Raw genomic sequence first — 25,255 nt, 5'->3', positions numbered from 1 at the left:
CTCATAAGAGCCTACTGAGTGATAAAAAGAGCTATTTCATCGCTTAAAAAGTAGTCGTTGTTAAAGAGACGATTACCTTTACAAGAAAGCTTATTTTCTTCCAGTAAAATAGTGATTTTCTTCATCTCTTTAGGGGTAAAATGCTCTAAAGAGATTCCTATAGTGCTTCGGAGTCCTAAGAAAATGATTTCGATATGCAAATCTTCAGCACTTAGTGTTTCAATGTCTTGAATGAGTGGATTTTGAATGTAATCTTCAATGCCTTTTTGGGGATAAAACCGCCTGTTTTTCAAAAAACCCACTGCTCCACTGCCAATGCCAAGATAGTTTTGATGCTCCCAATACCCTTTGTTGTGTCGGCTCTGGTAATGACCAAAATTAGAAATTTCGTACTGTGGAAAGCCCGCTTGAATAATTTGTTTGACAAAGCCTTTGGCAAGCTTTTCTGATGCATTGGTTACATCGTTTCGTGTGAAAAATGGTGTCGCTTCCTCCAACGTAAGCGCATAAGCACTGAGATGGTTGATAGGCAAAGAAGCAGCGATGTTAAGATCTTCTTGTAGTAAATGAGGTGTATCCAAGGCTGTTGCATAAATGAGATCGAGCGAGATATTTTTGATGCCTAAAGCCGAAGCATTCTCAATAGCTTGTCGTGCGACTTTTGGCGTATGGTTTCGCCCTAAAAAGGCAAGTTTTTTAGCATCAAAACTTTGCACTCCAAAGCTGAGTCGGTTGATGCCTAATGCTTGCATCTCTTCTATCCATGTTTGGGTAGCAGAGTGTGGATTGGCTTCTGATGTGACTTCTGCATCATCACTTAGATAGGGGGTGATTATCTCAAAAAAAGGCGCATACCACGAAGCTGTAACGGTTGAAGGTGTACCGCCACCAATAAATAAAGAGGTTATACTTTTCTTTTGAGCATTGAATTTTTCAAGTTCAAAATGAAGTTGTGATGTGATGCTTTGCATATAGTTTTGTTTTAAAGCACCTTTGTTTTCGTATGAGTTAAAGGCGCAGTAATGGCATTTACTATCGCAAAAGGGGATATGGAGGTAGGCTAACACTTATTTCCTTATATCAAGCAAGTTTAATGACTTTTTAGGTACTATTTTAACAAAAATATAGAGGTAATGCGCAATTATGGAATCACCAAAACGATACAGACCAAATGTTGCTGCCGTGATTGTCTCTGCCAAATACCCTTTTCAATGCCAACTTTTTATTGCCAGTCGTAGCGATATCGAAGGTGCTTGGCAATTTCCGCAAGGTGGAATTGACGAAGGCGAAACGCCACGAGAAGCGCTTTATCGTGAACTTGAAGAAGAGATTGGTACAGGCGATGTCGAGATTATAGCAGAGTATCCACAGTGGTTACAATACGATTTTCCTCAAAAAATAGCTCAGAAGATGTACCCTTTTGATGGACAGAGCCAAAAATATTTTTTAGTAAGACTCAAAAAAGATGCAAAGATCAATCTTGCAACGAAAGAACCAGAGTTTTGCGACCATAAATTTGTCAGTTTAGAAGAAGTGTTTGATTTTATTACCTATTTCAAGCGCCCCGTGTATAAACAGGTGTTAGAATATTTCAAAAAAGAAGGGTACCTTTAAGATGTTGATCGTTCAAAAATACGGTGGAACGAGTGTTGGCAATGTTGAGCGCATTGAAGCTGTTGCCAAAAGAGTTATTGAGAGCAAACAAGAGGGACATGATCTCGTTGTTGTTGTTTCTGCGATGAGTGGTGAAACCAATAAGCTTTTGGATTTTGCAGCCCATTTTAGTAAAACACCTAACACGCGTGAAGTGGATATGTTGCTTAGTTCTGGTGAACGCGTGACCAGTGCACTTTTAGCTATTGCACTCGAAGCTGAGGGCTATTCTGCGGTTTCTATGAGTGGCAGACGTGCAGGTATTGTTACCGATACGTTACATACAAAAGCTAGAATTGAATATATTGATACTTCTGCCATGAAAGAAGAGCTTAAAGCGGGTCGAATTATTGTTGTGGCAGGTTTTCAAGGCGTGACTGAAAGTGGTGAAGTTTCAACTCTTGGTCGAGGCGGCAGTGATCTCTCTGCTGTGGCTATTGCTGGAGCTTTAGAAGCAGATTTATGTGAAATCTATACGGATGTTGACGGTGTTTATACCACTGATCCTCGAATTGAGCCAAAAGCAAAGAAACTCGATAAAATCAGTTACGATGAAATGTTAGAACTTGCAAGCTTGGGTGCGAAAGTACTTCAAAGCCGTTCGGTTGAGATGGCAAAGAAACTCAATGTTAATCTCGTAACGCGAAGCAGTTTTAATAAAAATGAAGGAACACTCATTACAAAGGAAGATAAAATTATGGAACAACCATTAGTTAGCGGTATTGCACTCGATAAAAATCAAGCCAGAGTCACTCTTCGTGGTGTTACTGATAAGCCAGGCATTGCAGCTGAGATTTTCAAAAAACTTGCTGATTGTAACGTTAACGTTGACATGATTATTCAAAATGTTGGACACGATGGCACAACAAACCTTGGCTTTACAGTACCTCAAAATGAGCTAGAGATGACAAAAGCTGCGATGAGCGAACTTAGAGCAAGCGATGTTATGGAATATGATAGTGAGATCGTGAAAGTTTCAGTTGTTGGCGTGGGCATGAAATCACACAGCGGGGTTGCGTGTAAAGCGTTTGATACGATGGCTAAAGAGGGCATCAATATTGAGATGATTAGTACCAGTGAAATCAAAATTTCGATGGTAATCCAAGCAAAATACGGTGAACTTGCTGTTCGAGCACTTCACAGTGCATACCAATTGGATAAATAATCGATGCAACAATTTTTAAAGTGGACATTAGAAGAGATCCGCAAAGATGGATCTACGATGAGTTGGATGGAAGAGAAGAGGTTCGAATGGGTTCCTCTTGCCGCTTCCATGCTGAAAAATCTTCTTGATGGACACACATTTATTGTGATTACGGATGATGATAGAGCATGGTTTTGCCATTATATGCTCAGAGCCATCAATAATCATCATAAAAATAGACCACTTTTGCCTTTTTTATCGTTGCAAACGCTCTATCCTAATTTATACCAAGTGCGAACCAAAGAAGATATAGAACTTTTGGAAAATATGCTTTCTCAAGCCTTCCCAAGTGGCTATACCTTCTTTTATGTTGGGAAAAATAGTGATGTTAAAATGCAAATTGCAAAGCGTAAAGACGATAGTTTTATGTGGATTATGGACGAGCATGTTCAAAATAGTTTTTATCTTTTAAGCGACGACGATAGTTTAGATATTAAATTAATTCAACTCTTTAGACTTCTCGATAAAAGTATCGATGCCGTGCTTTTTGCCGAGGTTACCTTTGAAAACGAATGATGAAGGGGTTTTTAGCCATATTTTAATTTGTAAAAATGTGGAAAAAGCCAAAGAGCGTCTGCAAGAAGAGTACGCCAAAGAGCGTCATCTGTTTTTCATTAAAGATGAGTTTCTCATCGATGATGCTAAAGAGGTTATCAAAGAGGCATATATTGCCGAATCTGCGAATAAATTTTTAATTTTGGTGGCAAAAGGCTATCGTGTCGAAGCCCAAAATGCGCTTTTAAAAATTCTGGAAGAACCTCCCCGTCATATTGTTTTTATTGTTGTTGCTCCTTCTAAAACAGCTTTTTTACCAACGATTCGTTCACGTTTATTGCTAAAAGAGCTCGTTGTAGAGCAAGAAGTCACTCACAGTGGTCTCAATCTTTCAAAGCTTGATCTAGGTGACATCTATCCTTTTATTCAAAAGTATCAGAGTGTTGAAAAAGGATTTTTGAAAGAGTTAGTTCAAGCCATTGTTTATGAAGCCATTAATGAACATCATCTTCGCTTTAGTGAAAAAGAGTTGGAGCATTTTCAAAAATTGCTTCACCTTGTTGATCTTAATACCAGAGCTCAAACGATACTTACATCTCTTTTGCTCTCTGTGATGCTTAGGAAATACCAATGAACCTTTATAAACTCTCTTCCACCAGTGATATGAAAGCTCTATTTCAAACTTTAGGTGTCACGAAAGAAGGCAGTGCTATTTTAGAGCAAAAAGCGCATCTAAATTTTATTTATATTAAAGACTTAAAAACGCCAGCTGCGAATATTCTTAAACAAGATGCACTTTCTATTGGTGCTGATTTGGCTGTGCCTAAAGAGACAATTACTTGTAAAACCGCTTTAGTGGATGCTGTTTTAATTGCGAATGACAAACAGCTAAAAAAACTTGCTCGTAAAGAAAAAGTGCAACCATTTGGTCTTAAAGCTGTGGCTGAAAAATTGGGCGAATTTGTTTTTACTTGTAAAGATGATTTTGAGGTCATGGGAATTATTAACACCAATGAAGACAGTTTTTTTCAAGACAGTCGCTTTAGTGGTGAGAATGCCCTTGCACACATTGGGAAGATGATAGAAGAGGGTGCTAGCATCATTGATCTTGGTGGTGTTTCAAGTCGTCCTGGTAGCCTTGGTGTGAGCGAAACAGAAGAACTTGCTCGTGTTAAGCCTATTATTGATCTTATCTATGAGCACAAGCTTTTCGAAAAGGCACGATTTTCGTTAGATAGTTACTCTCCTTTATGTTTGGAGTATGCACTACAGCGTGGTTTTAGTATTGTCAATGACATAACAGCGCTTGCCAATGATGATGTGGCACGTGTGGCTGCTAAATACAATGCAACGGTTGTCTTGATGCATATGCAAGGTGATCCTCAACGTATGCAAGAAGAACCAAGTTATGAAAATGTTATCATATCCGTGGATGACTTTTTTAAAGAACGCATTGCAAAAGCGCATAGCTTTGGTATTAGCAAGATCGTGTTAGATGTTGGTATTGGTTTTGGAAAGAATTTAGAGCATAATTTAAAGCTTCTAAAACACCATGAACATTTTTTGCATTTCGGCTTTCCTCTGCTTTTTGGTGCAAGTCGCAAATCAATGATCGATAAGATTATTTCTACACCTGTTTCTGAGCGTTTAGCAGGCTCTCTAACATTACATCTTAAGGCATACGAGCATGGTGCAACCATATTGCGTGTACATGACGTTCAAGAGCACGTACAAGCCCTTAGTGTGCTTAAAGCACTTAATCAAACCATTTAGGACTTTTTTTGGAAAAAATTATTAGCCTTTTAACGCGTATCAGTGAGCTTTACGCTATCCCACAATGGGCTGTTAACAGCGGTGCCATTGTTATTTGTATTATTTTAGTTGCTTTTCCTTTTGTAGCTCGTTATCTTATGCGCCCAAAATATTTTAAATTTCGCGAGTTGATTTTATTTAAGGTATTGTGGCGTTGGAAATATAAAAAAGGTGACATTATAGGATTGTGGTGTTACTGTCCAAAATGTCAAAATATGTTGATGTGTGATGATGAGAACTGTCGTGCAGAAGAGACGTTACAGCATAAAATTACCTATTTTATCTGCCCAGCCTGTGGTGGACATGAACTTGGTCGCGTCGTGGGTGGAGATAGACGCTATGTTTTAAGTTTGGTTAGACGTGAAATCTGGCGTCATATTCGTGAAGGCACGTATAACGAAGTTTCAACCGCAACAAAAGAAGCTTTAGAAATTTATGCGAAGCTTGAAGAAGAGAAAGCTACTGATAGTGAAGTAAAGCCAGTGGACTCTGAAATGCCGACTGAAGTGACCGTTCAAGAAAACGCTGAAACGACATCAGATGTACAGAAAGAAGAGTCTTTACCTGCCATTGAGACAGAATCAGTAGTCGTTTCTTCAAACGAAGAAGAAACAAAAGCATCTCAAGAAGAACGCAGTGATGATGAATGTGCAATAGCTATTCAAGAAGAAGGGAAAGAGATTAAAAAAGATGGAATTTGAATTTTATTATTATGTAATCTTTTTAGTAACAGGACTTATCGCAGGTTTTATTGATGCAATTGCCGGAGGAGGTGGTATTATTACCATTCCCGTGCTTCTTGCATCTGGTATGCCCCCACATATAGCACTTGCTACCAACAAACTACAAGGTACCTTTGGTAGCGGTATGGCTTCTATTAACTTTATTCGTAAAGGGTTTATTAAATGGTCTGAAGTTTTTATAGGCGTTATTTATACCTTCATTGGTGCGGCACTTGGAACGTATGCCATTTTACTCATGGATGCTAGTATCTTAGCAAAGATTATTCCTGCAATGCTTGTGGGCATTTTTATTTACACGCTTTTATCTCCAAAACTTGGTGAGAATGATCGCCATGCGTACATTGGAAATCATCTCTTCTTTTTGATATTTGGTATAGGACTTGGTTTTTACGATGGTTTTTTTGGTCCTGGCACAGGCACGTTTTGGACAATAGCCTTGGTCGTTTTGTTAGGGCTTAACCTTAAAAAAGCAACTGCTCAGACTAAAGTGATGAATTTTACAAGTAACATTGTCTCTTTGGCTGTTTTTTTATGGAGTGGGAATGTCCTTTTTTTAGTAGGTTTATTGATGGGTTTGGGACAAATTGTTGGTGCTTACATTGGTTCAAATATGGTTATCAAAAAAGAGGTTAAATTTATCCGCACGTTTTTCTTAACGATGGTAGCTCTCACACTTATAAAAATCATTTACAGTAGTTATTTCGCATGACACACGATGCGTATTTAGCCAAAATTGATCTTGCCAATACGTGGGCTAGGGCATACTATGTTGATGACGCACCACTTGCAAGCGATGAAGAGTATGACAGGCTTTACCATGAAATCCTAAACTATGAGCAAGAAAATCCACTTTTTACGGATGAAAATAGTCCAACCAGACGTGTCGGAGGCTTAGTTCTCGAAGGTTTTGTGAAAGCCTCACATAAAGCGCGTATGTGGAGTATGGAAGACGTTTTTAATGAAAGTGAGCTTGACACATGGATAGAACGTGTCAAAAAAGTAAAAGAAAGCTTTACCTTTTACTGCGAACCAAAGTTTGACGGTGCGAGCCTTAACCTTATTTATGAAAATGGTATTTTAAAACAGGCCATTACGAGAGGGGACGGAAGCATTGGCGAAGATGTGACAGAAAATATCAAAACGATTGGTTCTATTCCTTTACGCATTGACTATAAAGAACTTATTGAAATTCGTGGCGAAGTGGTTATTAAAAAAGCGGACTTCGAAAAACTCAACAGTGAGCGTTTAAGTCTTGGAGAGCCTTTGTTTGCCAACCCTCGCAATGCTGCAGCAGGGAGCCTTAGGCAGCTTGATACGAGCATTACGGCGAAGCGTAAACTGATGTTTTATCCGTGGGGCATTGGTGTAAATAGTTTAACACAGAGTTTTTTGAGTCAAAAGATGGGTTTTGTCTATAGTCTTGGTTTTTTACAACCTCCTAAAATTGTTGTAACACAAAATGTAAACGATGTTCATACCCTTTATGATGAATTGATTGCAAAGCGTGATGAGATTGAAATGATGATGGATGGCATGGTTGTTAAGATCGATGATACAAGCTTGCAAGAAGAATTAGGCTATACGGTGAAGTATCCTAAATGGATGGTGGCGTTTAAATTTCCTGCGATTGAGAAAGTGACACGGCTCAAAGACATTACCCTTCAAGTAGGTCGAACAGGTGTTGTAACGCCTGTGGCAGAAGTGGAAGCGGTCAATATCGAAGGCGTCATCGTAGAGCGTGCAACATTGCATAATTTTGATGAAATAGAACGTAAGGATGTCCGCATTGGAGACAGCGTTATCATCATTCGCAGTGGAGATGTCATTCCCAAAATCATTAAAGTGTTAGAAGAGCGTAGAAGTGGAAATGAAGTGGTTGTAAAACGTCCTTTAAACTGCCCTGTATGTGGAGAGGAGCTTTTAGACGATGGGGCACTCATTAAATGTCAAAATCTCTCCTGCGATGCTAGAGTCGTTGGTGCTATGATTCACTTTGCTTCTAAAAAAGCCCTCAATATTGATGGTCTCGGTGATAAAATAGTGGAACAACTCTATGCTCAAAAACGGGTTTTACATGTAAAAGATTTATATACGCTTACGCTGGATCAATTACTCGCCTTAGAGGGCTTTAAAGAGAAGAAAGCCTTCAACCTTTTAGAAGCGATTGAAAAGAGCAAAGGCGTGAGCTTAGAGAAGTTTATTAACGCTCTAGGCATTGAGCATATCGGCGAAGTGGCAGCGAAAAAGATTGCAAGAACTTTTGGATTGGAATGGTTAGAAGCAACGTATGAAACTATCATTGCACTTGAGGGATTTGGCGAAGAGATGGCGAAGAGTTTGGTAGAGTTTATCCATGTTAATCGGGTCGAAACCTATGAGTTAATGGCCATTATTCAGCCTATTGCCTCAAAATTAGAGATAACAGAGTCTGTTTTTACAGGTAAAACGGTAGTTTTAACAGGTTCAATGAGTCAACCACGTGATGAAATAAAAGAGATGTTAGAAAAATTGGGTGCAAAAGTAAGCGGAAGTGTCTCTAAAAAGACCGATTTTGTCATTTATGGCGAAGAAGCAGGCAGTAAGTTAGCTAAAGCCTTAGAACTGGGTGTAAAGACACTGAGTGAAAGTGAATTAAACGAGATGATTTTATGAGACTAGATAGTTATGTATTTGAAAAGGGATATGCACTAAGCCGTAATAAAGCAGCAGAATTGATCAAAGAGGGCAGTGTTTGGGTTAATGGAAAAGTAGAGCGAAAAAGCTCTGTTGAAATTGGCGAAAATGATAGTGTCGAGGTTGAAAAGATTTCTCAATATGTGAGCCGTGCAGGATTAAAATTGCGTGGGTTTATCAATGAATTAGGCTTATCAGTTAAAGGTATTGATGTGCTTGATATTGGCAGCAGTACCGGTGGATTTGTACAGGTTTGGTTGGAAGAGGATGTAAAGAGTGTGACAGCAGTAGATGTCGGAAATGAGCAACTTCATCCCACGCTAAAAGTCGATTCTCGAATTATTTTACATGAAAATAGTGATATTCGACTTTTTATGCCTGAAAGAACTTATGATATGGTCAGTTGCGATGTTTCATTTATTGGGGTAGGGGCACTTTTAGAACATATTAATCGGTTAGCTAAAAGTGACATTATCATCTTGTTTAAACCTCAATTCGAAGTGGGAAAAGATGTAAAGCGCACCACTAAAGGTGTCGTTAAAGATGGCTCGGCTATTATGCGCGCACACTATCAGTTTGAGGCACAAATAACAACACTTGGTTGGCAACAGATAGACAAAAGAGAATCACTGATAAAAGGAAAAGAGGGGAATGTTGAGACGTTCTACTATTTTAAAAAAAGAGAGTGTTGATACATTAGCCATTGGTAGTTTTGATGGCATTCATGTAGGACACAGACAGCTTATAAACCATCTTGGAGATAATGGTGCACTTTTTGTCGTGGACAAAGACCAAGCCAATCTGACTCCTGGTATTAAGCGCAGTGAATATGCGGGTTATCCGTGTATGTTTTTTCATTTTCTTAAAATCAAACATCTGAGCGGGGATGAATTTGTTGCTCTTTTAAAGAAAGAGTTTGTCAATCTTAAAAAAATTGTTGTGGGATATGACTTTTTCTTTGGTCAGCACCGCTCATGCAATGCACATGATCTTCAAAAACTATTTGATGGTGAAGTCATCATCGTTGAAGAGTATTGTTACCATGGAATTTCCATTCATTCAAGCCTGATTCGTGAGTACTTACACGAAGGACGCTTGGAAGAAGCCAATCGCTTTTTAGGACGTGAATATGCCATCACGGGTGATGTGATTAGAGGGCAGGGGTTGGGTAAAAAAGAGCTTGTCCCTACGCTTAATCTGAAAGTATTAGAGTATCTTATTCCTCGTGAAGGTGTTTATGCAACCCGCACACGTATTGGACATAATATTTATAAGTCGGTTTCTTTTGTTGGGACACGCCACAGTACCGATGGGCAATTTTCGGTTGAAACGCATATCTTAGATGAAAGCCTTGCCGCAATTGAAGGTTCCATTGAGCTTTTCTTTGTAGAATTTATACGCGATAACCAGAAATTTAACAGCCTTGATGACCTGAAACAACAGATCGAAAAAGATATTAAAGAAGCTAGAAAACAGTTAGAGACATGCAGAGTTTACTTAAATGACTTCTTGTAGTCGTACATTTTAAGATCGGCATCTTCAAGTGTTTTCTTGAAGCTCTCTTTAGCCTTAAATGCGGCTACTCCAAATGAAAAATCAATATAAAACAGTTCTTTGTTGTGTTTAAAAGGCGTTTTTAAGAGATTTTGGTTAACAGTATGTAAAATTTTATGTATTTCTTCTTCATCCCTATGATGGTCACTGAGTATCACAAATTCATCTCCAGCGTAACGAACGGCGGTAGTATTTTGTACTTTTTTGAGGACTCTACCAATCACGTGTAAAACTTTATCTCCAATGATATGACCAAATTTATCATTAACATCTTTAAAATTGTTAATATCTATAAAAGCTAAAAGACCACCCTTCTTAAAGCGATCATCTCTGAGAAAGTTTTCAAAAAGCCATCTACGATTATACAAATGTGTCAGTTCATCGATGTAAAGTTCTTCTTGCAGCGAAGCGATTTTGGATTCAAGTTCAATCATATTGTTTTCGATGAATTCCAATGCCATATTGTCTTTATTGGTGATAGCTATACGTGCATTGACAACATTCTCTTTGAGTTCCGATGCAGAGCGCTCCGTTTCATTCTTAAGAAGTTGAATTTTGCGTAGGGCATAGAGCATCGCTGCTTCTTTATCGATGTCGCTTAGTTTTATGCCAAGTTCTTTGGCTTTTGCATAAAAAATATCTCGGTAGATCTCTGGTAAAACAATCTCAAGATTGCGTATCTCTTTGATGGTCAGATCGGTAAGTTCTTGCAGTTGTTTGTTCATGATGTGACCTCTATGGGAATAGTAACAGTATAAAGGGAGGATGCTTAATAGTAACTAATATTTTGTTATAATCGCGAATATTTTAGATAATGGAAGCATATTGTAATGGATAAAGTATTTACCAAACCGATCACTAAACAATTTGAGTTTGACGAGGATGTTGCTGTTGTTTTTGACGACATGTTAGAGCGTTCAATTCCTTTTTATAAAGAGGTGATTGATCTTACATGCAAAACGATTTGTCTTCATGTAAAAGAAGGAGCATGGATTGTTGATCTTGGTTGCTCAACTGCTAATACTCTTCTGGCATTGCATAAAAGAAGCAATAAAAGCTATCACCTTTTAGGCATTGACAATGCTGAAGCGATGTTACATATTGCTCGTCAAAAGACACATGCCTATGGGGCTAAAATAGAGCTTGTATCGGCAGATATAACCCAAGTGGATTTAAGCTCTCACGATGTCATCATCGCCAATTATATGCTTCAATTTATTCGTCCACTTCAACGTGCTGAATTTGTTGCAAAAATTTATGAAGCGCTCAACCCAAATGGTCTTTTTGTGTTTAGTGAGAAGATTGTGTTTGAGGATAAAGAGCTCAATAAGCAAATGATTGATCTCTACTATGACTTTAAGCGTCAGCAAGGCTATAGTGACTTTGAAATTGCACAGAAACGAGAAGCCTTGGAAAATGTTTTAATCCCTTACACTGAAGATGAGAACAAAGCGATGCTAAAAGGTGCAGGTTTTGAGACTATAGAGACTATCTTTAAGTGGGGAAACTTTGCAACTTTTATCGCAAAGAAGAGGGTGTAGAGAAAATTCTCTACACTGACTATTTATGAAAAAGTTTTGGGTTTTTGTTTTTGATATATTCTATAACTTCGATGACTTCTTCAAAGCCCATTTCGCTATCTTCATCTTCATCTTCAAATACTTCATCAAGACCTTTAAGGTAAAGATCAATCGCTTTAGGTAAATCTTCTTTTTTAACACCTGCAAAATAGAGTGCAGCACCTAGCATATCTGCGAGTTGCATTGCCATTTCTTCGATTTCAATTTCCGCTTTCTCAAGCTCTTTTTGAAGTTCTTTTGCTTCCATAAATTATCCTTTATTTGCGATGATACTCATCACTTGTGATTTGATGTTATCATAGATGAAAGCATCTTTAAAATTGCTGAGAAGTCCGCCGCTGGCATTATGATGTCCACCGCCATTAGCAATTTGTGCTGCGATCTTGCTGACATCCACTTTACCATTAGAACGCAGACTTATGGTCTTTTTCGAGGTAATGTCCATAAAGAAATCCATATCGGGATTGGCGGTTAGAAAGTCATTTCCGATGACGGAAACATTACCAATGTTATAGGTTAGAATACCTTTGTACTCTTTATAGCTAATTTGCATTTTATCTTTGTTTCGTGTCAATAAAATAACATTGTAGGCAGAAACAAGGTTGCTTAAAGTGTTATTGGTTGTCGTGGTGAAAAATGCTTTTTTAATACCATGAATGGCATCATCTAAAGCGATATGTGCTTCTTTGCATGTAAAGTAGTCTTGTACTTGATTGAGCAGAGAAAAAATGTATTTGCTATTCTCTTCTGGAAACATAATTTTATTGACCTCTTTAGCCCCACTAACGAGTCCCATACATACTTTTCCCAGTTCAAATTCAGGCTCATTTTCAAGCCAAATATCCACAGAATTAACAACATCAACATAGTGGCTCAATTTTTCATCTTTACCATAAAGCGCACTGAAAAAATCATAGGTAATTTTGGTGGCACAGCGGCTAGAATCTAAGTAGTACCATTCGAAAGCATCAGCGCACTCTTGCCCCGTTTTATGATGATCTAGGACAAACATCATGATCTCTTTGTCGCAAATACTGACTTTTGACTCAAACTCTTTTGCTTGATCCATTGTAAGATTAAGATCGGTGATCAAAATAACATGTTTTTCGGAAGTAGAAGTTTGTATGGTTGCCAAAATTTGATTGAAACATTCGTTGATTTCTTTACCATAGTTGGAGTTGTAAAAATTAATCGAATCAAAATAATGAGCACTCACCATCTGACAGCTGTAGCCATCTAAATCCGTATGTGAGAGGTGGTGTAACGTATAGTTCATAAAAATCCTTAATGCTTAGTGATATATTAGGTAAATAGGGTATAGGAATTAGAGCTTTTCGATTTCGATAGAGCCCATAACTTCAAATTTAGAGCTTGAATCGATCTCTGCATGTGAAAGCACAACAATATCAAGTCCAAATTTTTCAAAAATATCAGACAGTGACTTTCTCAACATCGGATCAACGATGATAACAACAGGGGCAATGCCCTTGTGAAGAAGGTTTGCTGCTTCGTCGCTACATGCTTTGACTAATGTATTGATTTGTCCAATGTTCAGTACAAGGTCCCGCACGCCATCACGTTCTCTCAGCGCATCTAAGAGTTTTTGCTCCGTACCTGCGTTAAACGTGAGGAGTTTTAAGATGCCATTGTCATCTTTGTACTGTTTGGTGATGACACGTGAAAGTTTAGCACGAACTTGTTCAACAATGATGGAGACATTTTTGGTGACTTCTGCCACATCGCTGATGGTTTCAACAATGGTGAGAAGATCTTTAATAGGAATTTTCTCATGAAGAAGCGATTTAAGTACTTTTTGGATAAGTCCTACATTTGCCACTTTAAGACAATCTGTGACCACAACAGGATAGTCTTTTTGCAACTTATCAATAAGACTTTGAACTTCTTGTCGTGTAAGAAGTTCTTCGGCGTATTTTTTAATGAGTTCGCTTAAATGTGTCGAAATAACAGTTGCAGGATCAACAGTCGTATAACCTTTAATAATGGCATCTTCTTTTGATGCCGCTTCAATCCAAATAGCATCAAGTCCAAATGCAGGCTCTTTGGTAGGTATTCCTTGAACTTTATCAATGGTTAAACCACTGTCCATTGCCATAAATTTATCAGGATAAATTTCCCCACTACCGATTTCAATGCCTTTGAGTAAAAGTTGATAGTGGTTAGGGCTAAGATGTAAATTATCACGAATACGAACTTGTGGGATAAGATAGCCAAAATCAGATGCAATTTTGCGGCGCATGCTTTTGACACGCTCTAAAAGGTCACCACCTTGTGCAGGATCAGCAAGTTTGATGAGTTGGTATCCCAAATCAAGCTCCAGAATTTCCAATTTAAGAATATCATTAAGCGTTGTCTCTTCTTCTTTACGAAGTTCTTCAGGACTTTTCTTCGGTGCAGCACTGGCTTGTGCTTTTGTTTCAGCCTCTTCTTTCGCTTTTTGAACCGCTATAGGCGTGGAAGCAAAGAACTTTTGGAATGAAAAACTACCTTCATTGGTCTGCTTCACAAGGTACCCAAGGCCTAAAAAGATAAATCCTACAAACATTAAAGAGAGGGTTGGAAGCCCTGGAACAAGCGCAAATAAAACCAAGATAGCGCCTACGATAAGCAGCGTTTTATGTTCACCAAAGAGTTGCTCCATCGCGCCATCGGAGAAACTGACTTCATCAGCCTTATTTGCCCGTGTAATCAAGATACCCGTTGCGGTAGAGGTAATGAGCGCAGGTAGCTGAGATACAAGACCATCACCAATAGTAAGAATGGTATAGGTTTGCGCACTCACACCCAGTGCTAGTCCATGCTGGAAAGAACCGATAAGAAAGCCACCTATAATGTTAATAATGGTGATGATGATACCAGCAACAGCATCACCTTTAACAAATTTACTCGAACCGTCCATTGCTCCATAAAAGTTTGCTTCTTGAATGATGTCTTCACGTCTTTTTCGTGCTGTTTTTTCATCAATTAAACCCGCATTAAGATCCGCATCAATCGCCATTTGTTTACCAGGCATCGCATCGAGTGTAAAACGTGCTGCAACCTCTGCAACCCTTGTAGAACCTTTGGTAATAACCATAAAGTTAATCAAAACTAAGATGGTAAAGACGACAACACCGATGACATAGTTACCACCAACTACAAACTGACCAAAGCTAGAGACAATATCACTCACAGCATCAGGGCCTAAATGGCCGTTGGTAAGAATCATTCTGGTCGTAGCAATGTTCAGGGATAACCTAAAGAGCGTGATAATAAGAATGAGTGTTGGAAACGTCGAAAGATCTGTTGGTTTAGGGATATAAAGCGAAATGAGAATAATAAGTACCGAAACAGATAAGGATATAACCAAGAAGAAATCGAGTATAGCACTGGGTAGTGGGACAATAATAATCGCAAGAATTGCGACAATGAATATAACAACAGTAAGATCTTTTGCTTTGACAATAGGCTCTAAGTAGGGAATGACCCTCGCTAGAAGCGCATTTTGATTTTTAGCCAATCAACACCCTTAAACTTCAATGATATCTTTAAGTGTCATATTATCTAAAAACATATCAATTTTTGTTTGAAGCTTATTCAGAATTGGCCAAACACGACAATAAGTTCCTTTTCCTCCAGGGCATTTTTGAGTTGAAGGTGAGCACTCAAAAACCATTGTTTGTTTTTTTTCAGCACACTCAACAATCATTTTAAGCGTCAATTCTTCCGGTTTACGTGTTAGCATAAAACCGCCATGTGCCCCTTTAAAAGAGCTCAAAATATTTTCTTTAGCAAGTGCTTGGAGAATTTTGGCTAAAAAACTTTTAGAAATTCCTAATTGGTTGGAAAGTGTATCGACATCTTGTGGGCTATTTTTTTGAGAAATAATAATCAATGATAGCAGTGCATATTCACTGGCTTTGGTTAATAACATACGTTTTCCTCAAGATTTCAGGTTAAATAAGAGAAATATTGTACTAAATAAACGTTATATTTAGCTTTAATTCACAAGATAATTCCTAAAAACTGGGAAGGCTTGATTTTATGCTTATAGACAATTTTGTTTTTTTTAGATAGAATTCCAAGCTTTTATTTTAAAAGTAAATTTAAATACCAATCAGGAGGTCATTATGGCTTTAGGTTCGGCGGAAAAACAAGTAATTGTTAGTCAGTTTGGCAGAAAAGAGGGAGACACAGGTTCTCCAGAGGTACAAATCGCACTTCTTTCTAAAAGAATTGTTGATTTAACAGGACATCTTCAGAGTAATAAAAAAGATCACTCTTCAAGATTAGGACTCCTTAAACTCGTTGGTCAACGTAAACGTTTGATGACATACCTTAAACGTAAAGATTTTGTTACTTACAGCAAAATCATTAAAGAACTTTCTATTAGAGATAATAAAAAATAGTCAGTGCCTTTTACCTGTAAGATGGGGTTACCCATCTTACACTCCTTCTTTCTTCTCCTATTTCCCCATTTTTTCAATGCAACTTTACCTTTACATTATTTTTAGTATCAATTTTTATTATTCTTAATGGATTGTACTTTGAATAACATGTTTATATTTATACGTAAAACCGTATAAATATAAACATATAATGAGTAAAAAAATGTATAATACGTTATTTATATCAAATTATTGTATTAAAAATGTATTAAAACGTTATTTTTTAGATATAATAACTTATAAAAACATCGTATTTATGTATAATTAATTAAGCCTTAGCTAGAATCCTATACATGAAAACAAACGATATTTTTAATCTCCTTCATAATGCTGTTGAGTCAAAGTTCTTTGGCAAAAAGATTTCTCAGCGTGAGATGGCAGATAAATTAGGTGTATCAATGCGAACCTATCAAGATTGGAAACTTGGTAATTCTCAACCTCAAGCAGCATCAGCAATTTTTAAAATGCTTGGTGAACTCGAGGAGGGCGATGCTTTGCGTTTGATTCAGCGTATAGCACATGAATTAAAGGATGAAAAATGAGTACGTTGTCCCAAAATGAAAGACAAGCTTTAAATGACATCTTCACAACTATTACCGAAAAAGAGACTTTCTTTTCAAAGCTAAAAGTGGGTAAAGGCGAGATCAAACACTTTTTTAAACTTCTCTTGATGCGCAACAGAAAACGTCTCAAACACCCCATTCGTTAACACTACTCTTTATTAAACATACTTCATTTAAACATCATATAGTCTTTATTGTCATCTAGTATAGGGTACCTATGTCTATAGGCTACAACTATTTTGCCTATTACTTGACAACATTACACTCAATGTTGTATAATTTCTTCAGCAATTAAACATGAAGAGTGCTAAAAATGAAAAAACCTTCGAAGCAAGAGTTGATTTTAGATGCTATTATTCAAACTTATTTGAAATCAAGAATGCCTATTGGTTCTTCTGAGTTGCAAATGAGGATGACGTTAGGAATCTCTCCTTCGACTATACGTATTTATTTTAAAAAACTCTCGGATGTAGGTTCATTAGAGCAATTACATATAAGTGGTGGGCGTGTACCAACGCATCGTGCTTTAATGGGATATTGGCAAGAAAAGCTCGACCCAATGCACCCTTTAGAGATCAAAAATATTGATAAAATCAAACGCTCCACTCATGAACACAATCTTTTTTGTATTGTTGAAAAAGTTGCCAATGTCACTTTTAAAGAGTTAGTCTCTGTCGAAAATCGTTTTTTGATTTTGGTTTTTGATGGGCATGAGGTTGTTTTAAAGTTTAATCCAAAAGTTGAGCAATTTTTACAACGTCTCGTAGGGTGTCAAATGCGTGAGCTCAAAGACATTTCTGCGCAAGTCGGCCTTTATGAGTTGCATGAAAAACTCTCATCTATTTTTTCACAAGCTCCAATCTTGCGTGAGGGTGAGAGAGAGATGTATTCTATTGCACAAGAGCTCCAAAATGAGGCATTTATCCAAAGGTTTCAAACGCTTCATTTTGTAGAATCTATTACTGATGGACTCTACTTTGATGGATTTGTTCCACAAGGATGTATGGCTATCAAACAAAAAGCACAACTCAAAGATGAAGATGCAACAGTTGATCTTTTCTGTTTTGGGCGCATCGAGAGTGATTTCGAAGAGTTTTTTAATCAAGTGAAGGAGTAAATGTGGATGATAAAGTAAAAGAAGAGCAGAGTATGCCTGATATTTCTGCTGAAATTGTTCCAGAGTGTTCTGAGAATGATGAATGTGAAGTGTGTGAGCAACCCAATGAAGTTGAAGAACTTCAATCCAAGATTGCTGAACTTGAAGATAGATATTTAAGAGCTAATGCTGATTTTGACAATATGAAACGACGTTTAGAAAAAGAGAAAATGCAAGCTATTTCGTATGCACACGAAGTGTTTGCCCGTGATCTTTTACCTGTGATTGACTCTTTAGAAATGGCAATTCTTGCAGGGAGTAACACTGAAATCGAAAGTGGAGAGCTTCTTGGTAAGGTTAAAGAAGGTTTAGGTCTAACCATCGAGCAGTTTAGAAAAGCTTTTGAAAAACATGGTGTTGAACTGGTGGACATTGAAGGAACTTTTGATCCGAATTTCCATGAAGCTGTTATGCAATTAGAGAGCGAAGAAAAAAGTAGTGGTGAGATTTTGCAGGTTTTCCAAAAAGGTTATAAGATCAAAGAGCGTATTTTAAGACCAGCAATGGTTAGTATTGTTAAATAAAGTTTCTGCCGACGTGTCGGCTAGCTTTAGTGCCCCAGTGGTTAACGTAGCCAAAAAGAGCTTTGCTCTGTTGGCGTATGAAAATAAAAATTAAAGTAAAAGGATAAAAAATGGGAAAAGTAATTGGTATCGATTTAGGAACTACAAACTCATGTGTCTCTGTGTATGAGAGAGGTGAGAGTAAAGTTATTCCAAACAAAGAGGGTAAAAACACAACGCCTTCAGTTGTTGCATTCACCGATAAAGAAGAAGTTCTCGTAGGAGATACTGCAAAACGTCAAGCAGTCACAAATCCAAAAAGAACCATCTATTCTATCAAAAGAATTATGGGTCTTATGAGCAACGAAGACAAAGCAAATGAAGCTAAAAAACGTCTTCCGTATGCGGTTGTAGATAGAAATGGTGCATGTGCGATTGAAATTGATGGTAAAGTCTATACTCCACAAGAGATCAGTGCAAAAGTTTTGATGAAACTTAAAGAAGATGCAGAAGCATACCTTGGTGAAGAGGTAACTGACGCAGTTATTACCGTTCCTGCATACTTTAACGATAGCCAAAGAAAAGCGACGAAAGAAGCGGGTACGATTGCTGGCTTAAACGTTCTTCGTATTATCAACGAGCCAACGGCTGCGGCACTCTCTTATGGTTTGGATAAAAAAGAGGCTGAAAAAATCGTTGTTTATGACTTGGGTGGTGGAACATTTGACGTTACCGTTCTTGAAACAGGCGATAATGTTGTTGAAGTTCTCTCAACCGGTGGTGATGCATTCTTGGGTGGTGATGACTTCGATAATAGACTAATCGACTGGTTGGTTGCAGAATTCAAAAATGACAATGGCATTGATCTCAAATCAGATGTTATGGCACTTCAAAGACTGAAAGAAGCGGCTGAAAATGCTAAAAAAGAGCTTTCTTCTTCTAACGAGACAGAGATTAACTTGCCATTTATCACGGCAGATGCAACCGGTCCTAAGCACCTTGTTAAAAAAATTACACGTGCGAAATTTGAGTCAATGATTGAAGATTTAGTAGCACTTACGATTAAAAAAATCAAAGAAGTTGTGAATGATTCTGATCTTAAAAAAGGTGAGATTAAAGAGATCGTTATGGTTGGTGGTTCAACTCGTGTTCCTTTAGTTCAACAACAAGTTAAAGACTTTTTTGAAAAAGAACTTAACAAATCTGTTAACCCTGATGAAGTTGTTGCTATTGGCGCGGCGATCCAAGGTGCTGTTATCAAGGGCGATGTAAAAGACATCTTACTTCTTGATGTTACACCTTTAAGCCTTGGTATTGAGACTTTGGGCGGTGTTATGACCAAACTTATTGAGAAAGGTACAACAATTCCTGTTAAAAAATCTCAAGTGTTCTCAACAGCGGAAGATAATCAACCAGCGGTTACCATTCATGCCCTTCAAGGTGAACGTGAGTTTGCAAGAGATAACAAGTCACTCGGTCAATTTAACCTTGAGAGTATCCCACCAGCACCTCGTGGTGTACCACAAATCGAAGTTGCGTTTGATATTGATGCGAACGGTATCTTAACAGTATCTGCAAAAGATAAAGCGACTGGTAAAGTTCAAGAGATCAAAATCTCTGGTAGTTCAGGACTTGATGATGCTGAAATCGAGAAAATGGTTAAAGATGCAGAACTTCACAAAGAAGAAGACAAAAAACGTAAAGAAGCGGTAGATGCTAGAAATCAAGCCGATGCACTTGCTCACCAAACAGAAAAATCTCTTGGTGAAATGGGCGATGCGATCAGTGCTGAAGAGAAAGCAAAAATCGAAGCAGAGCTTAAAGGGCTTAAAGAAGTGCTTGCAAATGAGAGTGCTACCAAAGAGCAAATCGATGCAAAAGTAAAATCTTTGAGCGAAGCGAGCCATAAACTTGCTGAAGCAATGTACAAAAAAGATCAAGGCGAAGCGGGTGCTGCTGGCGGCGAAAAACCAAAAGCTAAAAAAGATGACGATGTCATCGACGCTGAAGTAGAGTAATAACCATATAATCCTAGCCAGTACATATACTGGCTAGGATAAGCATCTATCTTGCAATTTCTTTCTAAAAACAAATAATCCTATTTTTTAACTTTTCCATGCTAAAATATCCTAATCAAAAAATATTCGTATACAAAGCATATACGGCTAAGGTGTTGCATTATGGGTAAAGTAATAAAAATATTTTTAAATCAAGGATTTACTCCAATAGATAACAGCCTTTTTATGCGTGGAACTTTTTTAGATTTTGACTGTTATATTCAACGGTTTAATGGTTTTGCGATACTCCTTGAAAGTGGCACACTGATTGATGATGAAATTTACAAAAAACTCATTAAACGCGATCTTCAAATCTATGTAGAAAACAAAAATTACAACATCTATAAACATTATCGAGAAGAGAGCCTTTCGAAGACCTATTCATTATCAGATGGTGACGATTTCATTAGCTTTGAAGCGGCTGTTAAAAACTGCATTGATATTTATCAAATCGTATCACGCACAAAGGTCATTAATGAAAAATTGAAAGCTATTTATACCAATGCAAAATATCTTTTCGATGCTTGGATACGGCATAAAGAAGATAAATATATTCCGATTGAAGCGATTGATATTGTTGTGGAAGAATTGGTCTCTGTTATGAATCAAGAACGTGTTACCCTTTCAAAGTTTAATGATTTTTTAGATGAACATGATTCTTTGGCAGCACATTTCGTCAAAGTTGCTTTTTTTGCTTCGGTTATTGGAAGTCAGATAGGTATTGATATGAGCGATCAGAAAAAATTAGTTTTAAGTGCCATTTTACATGATGTTGGAAAATGCGAATTGGATGAATCGTTGTTGAAGAAACCTGACTTTTTGAATGAAGATGAAGTACAAAAGGTTCAAACACATTCAGAAGCGAGTGTTAATCTTGTAAAACGTAGCGGTATAAAAGATCGAATTATTTTAAATGCGATTAAAGAGCATCACGAAAGATTGGATGGAAGTGGCTATCCTCATGGTATGAATGGCTCACGCATTAGCCCATTTGCTAAAATTATCGCTATCTGTGATATGTTTGATGCTTTGATTACGATAAAGCCTTACAGAGGCGCTTACAGCACATATAACGCTTTATCGCTTATTAGGGATGAGTCTAAAAATAGACTGGATGCTGATTATGTAAAGCTTTTAATTAAACATCTTCGATAAAATCTATCCGTTTAGATGTGAAAGATTTTCACTGGGGAGATTCTGTTCCATAATTTCTATTTCCTGCTTTGCCGTTCGTATAATTTTCTCCTCAGTTTGCAGATGTTTCTTTTTGATCTTATCCGGATAGTCCACATTTTTCAAAATATGTTTTATTGTATTTAGACGCGCTTTTTTCTTATCATCAGAGAGGACAATTGTCCATGGTGCGCTAGGATTGTTTGAGGCTAACAGCATGGAGTATTTTGCAACCGTGTATTGATCCCAAAGTTCTTGTGATTTTTCATCTACTGGGGAGAGTTTAAACTGTTTGAGAGGGTCTGTTTTACGTTCTTTAAAGCGCTTAGCTTGCTCTTCTTTGCTGACCGAAAAGTAAAATTTGAAAAGAACAATTCCTGCACTTACAAGCATTGTCTCAAATTTTGGAACTTCGCGTAAGAACTCCTTATGTTCTTCTTGTGTACAAAAGCCCATGACAGGCTCAACACCTGCTCTGTTATACCAAGACCTATCAAACAATACAATCTCTCCAGCGGAGGGCAGATGTTCTGCATAGCGCTGAAAGTACCATTGTGAGCGTTCGGTATCGGAAGGTTTCGAAAGCGCAACAATTCTAGCCCCTCTTGGGTTCAAGTGTTCCGTTATACGTTTAATCGTTCCACCTTTACCCGCTGCATCGCGACCTTCAATGATGATGAGTACTTTAAGACCTTTGTCTTTGACATGATTTTGAAATTTTAGTAACTCAATTTGAAGTCTTTTTAAATCTTTTTCGTACTTGAGTTCACTTTTTTTAATCCATATTTGGACTTTATCGCCTTTTTCTTGCAGTGGCTCTTTGTCTATCAATACTTCTTCATTTTCCAGTAATAATTTTTCTTTTTTCTTTTTGCCCATAGGTCACTCCTGCTTCTGTCTATTATATAACTATAATACCCTAAAGATCGTTGTAATTTAAAAAACATTTAGAGTTCTTCGCTACAATAAATAATTATTTTGGAAAAGGTGATTTTGTGCAACAAATTTTTCGTTATTTGACCTTGTGTTTTTTACTGACTGTATTGCTTTTTGGTGTTGAAAAGCCAAAACTTTTAACGCCTGAAGAGGCTTTTCAAGTTACCGCTACGCATAATATACAAGGCGTTATGATCAGTGTTGTTTTAGGTGAAAAGATTTATCTTTATGATGACAAAATCACATTGGAGCTTGTGAAACCAAAGGCAGTTGATATTATAGCAATGGTTGAAAAGCCAAAAGCTGAATATTTTCATGATACTATGACTCAACGCAAGTCTTTTGAGCTTTTTGTACCGCAAAGCTTGCTTGAAAATGAGGTCAAAAAAGGAAGTTTTACACTCAAATTTTCTTACCAAGGTTGTTCAGAGCTAGGTATTTGTTATCAGCCTGAAAGTAAAGAGTTTACGTTTAAACTCAAAGGTGGAAGCATGATGCAAAGCAGTTCTTCTCTCTCAGAGCAAGAGAGCATTGCAGAACGCTTTATGAGTGACAATGTAAGTTTAGTATTGCTGAGCTTTTTTGGTTTTGGTCTTTTACTTTCATTAACACCGTGTGTTTTTCCGATGGTTCCTATTTTATCTTCCATTATTGTTTCTCAGCCAAGTGTTTCTATGAATGCAAAAAAAGGGTTTTGGCTTTCACTGGTGTATGTTCTTGCTATGTCGCTTGCTTACACGATTGCAGGTATTTTAGCTGCACTTTTTGGTGCAAATTTGCAAGCTTCCATGCAAAATCCGTGGGTCCTTGGTGTCTTTAGTGGGATATTTGTTCTTTTAGCACTTTCAATGTTTGGTTTTTATGAGATCAAAATGCCTTCTTTTATTCAAAATAGTGTCAATAAAAAAACAGGCGAAGCTCAAGCACAAGGTGTATTTGGAATCGCTATTATGGGCTTTTTATCTGCACTCATTGTGGGACCTTGTGTTGCAGCTCCTCTTGCTGGTGCACTTATTTATATTTCTCAAAGTGGTGATGCTCTTTTGGGTGGAGCTGCACTTTTTGTGATGAGCCTTGGTATGGGAGTTCCCTTATTGCTTATTGGTACCACTGCTGGTCGTTATATGCCACGCCCTGGAATGTGGATGCAAAACATTACATCTTTTTTCGGTGTCATGCTTCTAGGTGTTGCTATTTGGATGCTTTCACGCATTATTCCAAGTTTCGTGAGTATGTCTTTATGGGCAATTCTTATTATCAGTAGTTCCATCTATTTTGGAGCATTAGAGTCTTTTCATGAGCATACCAAAGGGTGGCAAAAAATACTTAAAAGTCTTTTGTTTATGGCACTTGTGTATGGTGTAGCTCTTTTAGTAGGCTTTTTGAGTGGTGCAACCAACCCACTTGCGCCTTTTGAGAAGTTTACGCTTAAAGAGAACGTGAACGTTTCTGCTTCATCGACCATATTTAGCAAGATCAAAAATATAGATGAGCTCAATCTTGCGTTGAAAAATGCACAAAAGCCTGTTATGCTGGACTTTTATGCGGATTGGTGTGTTAACTGTGTCGAGTTTGAACAGTTTACTTTTAGTGACGCACGTGTGAAAGCAAAGCTTGAAAAATTGACCCTTTTAAAAGCTGATGTCACCAAAAATAGTGATGAAGATAAAGTGCTTCAAAAAACATTTAATATCTATGGACCTCCTGCAATTTTATTTTTCAAAGAGGGTAAAGAGATAACAGAGTTACGTTTAGTTGGTTTTAAAAACGCGGATGAGTTTTTAGCACATCTTGAAAAAGTAGGGATTTAAATGAAAGTTGTATTGATTGTTGAAGTTGAGGGTTTGAGCGATCAAGCTGTTTTTGAAAAGCATCTGAAGAAAGAGGGTATTACGCCTATTGAAGGGGAAGTATTTGCTTATGAAGGCGATACTACCACACATATGTTTAGCACACGTACATTCATTTTGGAAGTTGTGACAAAAGGGCTTAAAAAGTCAGGTTTTGAGTCGTGTCGTATTATTTTTCAAGTAGGTGAAAATCCAATGGAAGCGTATCTTTTTAATCTTGAAAATGATAGTTTTGAACAGGTAGCAGTTTAAATTATACATTCCAAGAGATGGAGGGAATCCCCATTTCTTGGACTATTTCTTTATAGGACACGCTTTTATATCGGGGAACTCAAATTTTGCTTTACTTGGAATCAACAGCACAAACCCTAACAATGCGATAATAATCATATTCATCAATGTCGTAAAATCAAATGTCATCAAAAATACAATAACCCCTAAAATAGCTATGAGATTAAAAATAGCAATATGTGTAAACATGATAGAAGCATATTTTGTTCTGAAAAAATTAAATTCATCATTTTTTGTTTTAAATTTTTGGTTTGCAGCCACTTGGAGAAGTTTTCTATAAGAATATTTTGAATGCGTATCTGCGCCTATAAAGATTATTGCTGCGATTAGGTAAAGTCCTGCATGTAGTGTGAGTCCACTTAAAAGATTTGTTTGCAAAGCTTCAAGTGAAAAGGGTGGATGATATGTTTCCGTAATAAATAGTATATAACAGACAACAAGATATAACAATAAACTAGCTGCTATAGCAAACCATATTTTCATCAAAGTATTTAAACTCTTTTTTGATTCGTCAGAAAGTGTATTTTGCATAAAAATCCTTAAGTTAAAATTGATTCATTGTGTTAT

General features: G+C 37.3%; 28 protein-coding genes. 20 read left to right on the top strand and 8 right to left on the bottom strand.

What is annotated here, in order from left to right:
- Positions 1-11: 11 nt before the first annotated feature.
- Entirely contained in the window at positions 12-1,067 is a 1,056-nt protein-coding gene (gene hemW, locus V7Q04_RS07490; RefSeq protein WP_333804361.1) for a radical SAM family heme chaperone HemW, read from the bottom strand.
- A gap of 76 nt (positions 1,068-1,143) precedes the next feature.
- Between hemW and V7Q04_RS07485 the strand changes: the two genes are divergently transcribed.
- Genes V7Q04_RS07485 through V7Q04_RS07440 form a run of 10 tightly spaced genes read left to right on the top strand, consistent with a single transcriptional unit; the run spans position 1,144 to position 10,095 of the window.
- Complete coding sequence (locus V7Q04_RS07485) at positions 1,144-1,614, top strand: RNA pyrophosphohydrolase (RefSeq protein ID WP_333804360.1); 471 nt, start codon at positions 1,144-1,146, stop codon at positions 1,612-1,614.
- Position 1,615: 1 nt separating this feature from the next.
- Positions 1,616-2,818: an aspartate kinase gene (locus V7Q04_RS07480; RefSeq protein WP_333804359.1), complete on the top strand. Its 1,203-nt coding sequence runs from the start codon at positions 1,616-1,618 to the stop codon at positions 2,816-2,818.
- 3 nt (positions 2,819-2,821) lie between these two features.
- Positions 2,822-3,373: a HobA family DNA replication regulator gene (locus V7Q04_RS07475; RefSeq protein ID WP_333804358.1), complete on the top strand. Its 552-nt coding sequence runs from the start codon at positions 2,822-2,824 to the stop codon at positions 3,371-3,373.
- Positions 3,360-3,986 carry a DNA polymerase III subunit delta' gene (locus V7Q04_RS07470; protein WP_333804357.1) on the top strand — a complete coding sequence of 209 codons (627 nt, stop codon included), beginning with the start codon at positions 3,360-3,362 and terminating at the stop codon, positions 3,984-3,986. The genes V7Q04_RS07475 and V7Q04_RS07470 overlap by 14 nt, the downstream gene beginning before the upstream one ends.
- A complete protein-coding gene (gene folP, locus V7Q04_RS07465; protein ID WP_333804356.1) occupies positions 3,983-5,125 on the top strand; it encodes a dihydropteroate synthase in 1,143 nt (380 codons plus the stop codon). Before V7Q04_RS07470 ends, folP begins: the two co-directional genes overlap by 4 nt.
- An 8-nt stretch (positions 5,126-5,133) precedes the next feature.
- The gene (locus tag V7Q04_RS07460; RefSeq protein ID WP_333804355.1) at positions 5,134-5,865 is read left to right on the top strand and encodes a hypothetical protein; all 732 of its coding nucleotides are present in this window, start codon (positions 5,134-5,136) and stop codon (positions 5,863-5,865) included.
- A complete protein-coding gene (locus V7Q04_RS07455) occupies positions 5,855-6,616 on the top strand; it encodes a TSUP family transporter (RefSeq protein ID WP_333804354.1) in 762 nt (253 codons plus the stop codon). The genes V7Q04_RS07460 and V7Q04_RS07455 overlap by 11 nt, the downstream gene beginning before the upstream one ends.
- Entirely contained in the window at positions 6,613-8,559 is a 1,947-nt protein-coding gene (gene ligA / locus V7Q04_RS07450) for an NAD-dependent DNA ligase LigA (protein ID WP_333804353.1), read from the top strand. Before V7Q04_RS07455 ends, ligA begins: the two co-directional genes overlap by 4 nt.
- Positions 8,556-9,272, top strand: coding sequence for a 23S rRNA (cytidine-2'-O)-methyltransferase TlyA (tlyA, locus tag V7Q04_RS07445; RefSeq protein WP_333804351.1), 717 nt, complete (start codon positions 8,556-8,558; stop codon positions 9,270-9,272). The genes ligA and tlyA overlap by 4 nt, the downstream gene beginning before the upstream one ends.
- Positions 9,232-10,095, top strand: a complete 864-nt coding sequence (locus V7Q04_RS07440; protein WP_333804349.1) for a bifunctional riboflavin kinase/FAD synthetase — start codon at positions 9,232-9,234, stop codon at positions 10,093-10,095. The genes tlyA and V7Q04_RS07440 overlap by 41 nt, the downstream gene beginning before the upstream one ends.
- Here V7Q04_RS07440 and V7Q04_RS07435 read toward each other — a convergent pair.
- Positions 10,074-10,859 carry a GGDEF domain-containing protein gene (locus tag V7Q04_RS07435; protein WP_333804348.1) on the bottom strand — a complete coding sequence of 262 codons (786 nt, stop codon included), beginning with the start codon at positions 10,857-10,859 and terminating at the stop codon, positions 10,074-10,076. The two genes, V7Q04_RS07440 and V7Q04_RS07435, sit on opposite strands and share 22 nt — an antisense overlap.
- Before the next feature lie 105 nt (positions 10,860-10,964).
- Here V7Q04_RS07435 and cmoA point away from each other — a divergent pair, with 105 nt between their 5' ends.
- Positions 10,965-11,675 (top strand): carboxy-S-adenosyl-L-methionine synthase CmoA, encoded by a 711-nt coding sequence (gene cmoA / locus V7Q04_RS07430; RefSeq protein WP_333804346.1) that lies wholly within the window; start codon positions 10,965-10,967, stop codon positions 11,673-11,675.
- A gap of 19 nt (positions 11,676-11,694) precedes the next feature.
- On the opposite strand, the gene V7Q04_RS07425 is transcribed toward cmoA, so the two are convergent.
- Genes V7Q04_RS07425 through V7Q04_RS07410 form a run of 4 tightly spaced genes read right to left on the bottom strand, consistent with a single transcriptional unit; the run spans position 11,695 to position 15,645 of the window.
- Positions 11,695-11,961, bottom strand: a complete 267-nt coding sequence (locus V7Q04_RS07425) for a hypothetical protein (RefSeq protein WP_333804344.1) — start codon at positions 11,959-11,961, stop codon at positions 11,695-11,697.
- Between the two features lie 3 nt (positions 11,962-11,964).
- Entirely contained in the window at positions 11,965-12,990 is a 1,026-nt protein-coding gene (locus tag V7Q04_RS07420; protein ID WP_333804343.1) for a DHH family phosphoesterase, read from the bottom strand.
- A 48-nt stretch (positions 12,991-13,038) separates the two neighbouring features.
- Complete coding sequence (flhA, locus tag V7Q04_RS07415; RefSeq protein WP_333804342.1) at positions 13,039-15,231, bottom strand: flagellar biosynthesis protein FlhA; 2,193 nt, start codon at positions 15,229-15,231, stop codon at positions 13,039-13,041.
- Between the two features lie 9 nt (positions 15,232-15,240).
- Entirely contained in the window at positions 15,241-15,645 is a 405-nt protein-coding gene (locus V7Q04_RS07410; protein ID WP_333804341.1) for an RrF2 family transcriptional regulator, read from the bottom strand.
- Positions 15,646-15,841: 196 nt separating this feature from the next.
- Between V7Q04_RS07410 and rpsO the strand changes: the two genes are divergently transcribed.
- The 7 genes from rpsO to V7Q04_RS07375 all read left to right on the top strand — a co-directional run bounded on the left by rpsO (position 15,842) and on the right by V7Q04_RS07375 (position 21,593).
- Positions 15,842-16,120: a 30S ribosomal protein S15 gene (gene rpsO, locus V7Q04_RS07405; protein ID WP_333804340.1), complete on the top strand. Its 279-nt coding sequence runs from the start codon at positions 15,842-15,844 to the stop codon at positions 16,118-16,120.
- A 332-nt stretch (positions 16,121-16,452) separates the two neighbouring features.
- Positions 16,453-16,701, top strand: a complete 249-nt coding sequence (locus V7Q04_RS07400) for a helix-turn-helix domain-containing protein (RefSeq protein ID WP_041957805.1) — start codon at positions 16,453-16,455, stop codon at positions 16,699-16,701.
- Entirely contained in the window at positions 16,698-16,868 is a 171-nt protein-coding gene (locus V7Q04_RS07395) for a hypothetical protein (protein WP_333804339.1), read from the top strand. Before V7Q04_RS07400 ends, V7Q04_RS07395 begins: the two co-directional genes overlap by 4 nt.
- Positions 16,869-17,035: 167 nt before the next feature.
- Positions 17,036-17,839, top strand: a complete 804-nt coding sequence (locus V7Q04_RS07390; RefSeq protein WP_333804337.1) for an HrcA family transcriptional regulator — start codon at positions 17,036-17,038, stop codon at positions 17,837-17,839.
- 2 nt (positions 17,840-17,841) lie between these two features.
- Positions 17,842-18,402 (top strand): nucleotide exchange factor GrpE, encoded by a 561-nt coding sequence (gene grpE, locus V7Q04_RS07385; RefSeq protein WP_333804335.1) that lies wholly within the window; start codon positions 17,842-17,844, stop codon positions 18,400-18,402.
- Between the two features lie 110 nt (positions 18,403-18,512).
- Positions 18,513-20,399 carry a molecular chaperone DnaK gene (gene dnaK, locus V7Q04_RS07380; protein ID WP_333804334.1) on the top strand — a complete coding sequence of 629 codons (1,887 nt, stop codon included), beginning with the start codon at positions 18,513-18,515 and terminating at the stop codon, positions 20,397-20,399.
- Positions 20,400-20,561: 162 nt separating this feature from the next.
- Complete coding sequence (locus V7Q04_RS07375; protein ID WP_333804333.1) at positions 20,562-21,593, top strand: HD-GYP domain-containing protein; 1,032 nt, start codon at positions 20,562-20,564, stop codon at positions 21,591-21,593.
- Positions 21,594-21,596: 3 nt separating this feature from the next.
- Here the strand turns inward: V7Q04_RS07375 and ppk2 are convergent, their stop codons facing one another.
- The gene (gene ppk2, locus V7Q04_RS07370; RefSeq protein WP_333804332.1) at positions 21,597-22,490 is read right to left on the bottom strand and encodes a polyphosphate kinase 2; all 894 of its coding nucleotides are present in this window, start codon (positions 22,488-22,490) and stop codon (positions 21,597-21,599) included.
- A 116-nt stretch (positions 22,491-22,606) separates the two neighbouring features.
- Between ppk2 and dsbD the strand changes: the two genes are divergently transcribed.
- Both dsbD and V7Q04_RS07360 read left to right on the top strand, forming a co-directional pair.
- Positions 22,607-24,358, top strand: a complete 1,752-nt coding sequence (gene dsbD / locus V7Q04_RS07365) for a protein-disulfide reductase DsbD (protein WP_333804331.1) — start codon at positions 22,607-22,609, stop codon at positions 24,356-24,358.
- Positions 24,359-24,649, top strand: coding sequence for a hypothetical protein (locus tag V7Q04_RS07360; RefSeq protein WP_333804330.1), 291 nt, complete (start codon positions 24,359-24,361; stop codon positions 24,647-24,649).
- Positions 24,650-24,691: 42 nt separating this feature from the next.
- Here the strand turns inward: V7Q04_RS07360 and V7Q04_RS07355 are convergent, their stop codons facing one another.
- Positions 24,692-25,219, bottom strand: coding sequence for a hypothetical protein (locus V7Q04_RS07355; RefSeq protein ID WP_333804329.1), 528 nt, complete (start codon positions 25,217-25,219; stop codon positions 24,692-24,694).
- Positions 25,220-25,255 lie beyond the last annotated feature (36 nt).

Origin of the sequence: Sulfurospirillum sp. (assembly GCF_036802865.1) — a bacterium.
Taxonomy (GTDB): domain Bacteria; phylum Campylobacterota; class Campylobacteria; order Campylobacterales; family Sulfurospirillaceae; genus Sulfurospirillum.
This window is presented reverse-complemented; position numbering and strand designations above follow the sequence as displayed.